This window comes from Stenotrophomonas sp. 05L44_2 (assembly GCF_056665995.1).
Genome location: NZ_JBFTNR010001004.1, coordinates 1 through 1,087, shown reverse-complemented (window position 1 = coordinate 1,087; position 1,087 = coordinate 1). Strand labels below are relative to the sequence as shown.

General features: G+C 68.6%; 1 protein-coding gene. It reads right to left on the bottom strand.

Annotated elements, in window-relative coordinates:
• Window positions 1–121: 121 nt before the first annotated feature.
• A complete protein-coding gene (gene ygfZ / locus AC1VAN_RS22665) occupies window positions 122–997 on the bottom strand; it encodes a CAF17-like 4Fe-4S cluster assembly/insertion protein YgfZ (protein WP_312963298.1) in 876 nt (291 codons plus the stop codon).
• Between the last annotated feature and the right edge of the window lie 90 nt (window positions 998–1,087).

Sequence of the window (1,087 nt, the reverse complement as noted above, 5' to 3'; positions counted from 1 at the left end):
CCTCAACCCGGCGTGGTTGCCGGCCAGTGGCCGGCACTACCTTCCTTCGCCGAAGGCGTGCGGACCAACGGTCCGCACCCGCCAGGCCAGTGGTAGCGCCGGGCCATGCCCGGCGGGCGCCTCAGCGCGCCAGGCCGTCCAGCAGCGGCATCCGCTGCGCGACCGCGTTGCCCACCTGCAGTTCGCTGTCGCCGGTCTCCAGTGGCAGCACAGCCAGTGCCAGATCGCCGGCCACGCTGGCCAGGGTGCCGAGYGCGACGCCGTCCTGCTGCACGCCATCGCCTGCCTGCGCAGGTGCAGCGGTATGCAGCAGCTGCACCGCGCGCTTGGCCTTGCCGAGGAAATGGGTGCGCGCGACGATTTCCTGGCCGGGGTAGCAGCCCTTCTTCACGCTGTAGCCATTGAGGCGGTCCAGGCCCAGCTGCTGCGGGGTCCACACCTCGCGCTGGCTCTCTGCCAAGCGTGGCAGGCCAAAGCGCAGGTCGGCCTGGCGCCAGGCCAGGGCGAAGGCGGCATCTTCGGCTCCGTCGCTGGCCGGGAAGGCCTCGACCGGGCCGATGCGCAAAGTACGGGGAAGTGCGTCGCTGCCCAGATCCAGCTCCCAACCCTGACTGCCGACCAGCGCGATGGCGGCGCCAGCGGCGGCTTCCGGCGCAGTAAAGGCACCGGCCACGGCCAGGTCTGCATGCACCTGCAGTTTCACTTTGCGGCGGAACACGAAGCGCTGCAGTTGCGACGCAATCGCATCGGCATCACCGTCGGCGAGCACCAGCAGCACATGGTCATCGGCCAGCCGCAGCAGCTGGAACACCGCCAGGGTGCGGCCCTTGGCGCTCAGCCACGCGCTCCACTGCCAGTGCAGCAGGGGCAGGGCGGTCACGTCGCTGCTGAACTGGGCATGGGCAAAAGCCACTGCATCCACGCCCTGCAGGCTCAGCAATTGATGGCCGGGCAGGCGCGGATATGCGACGAAAGCAGGGGGAAGGTTGTCAGGCACGTGAACGAGGTCTAAAATTTGTGCGTTGCGAGACCCATCATGATAGGCCAAACAACCCCCACTCCCGACGCCGAAGCTGAAGCCCCGCTG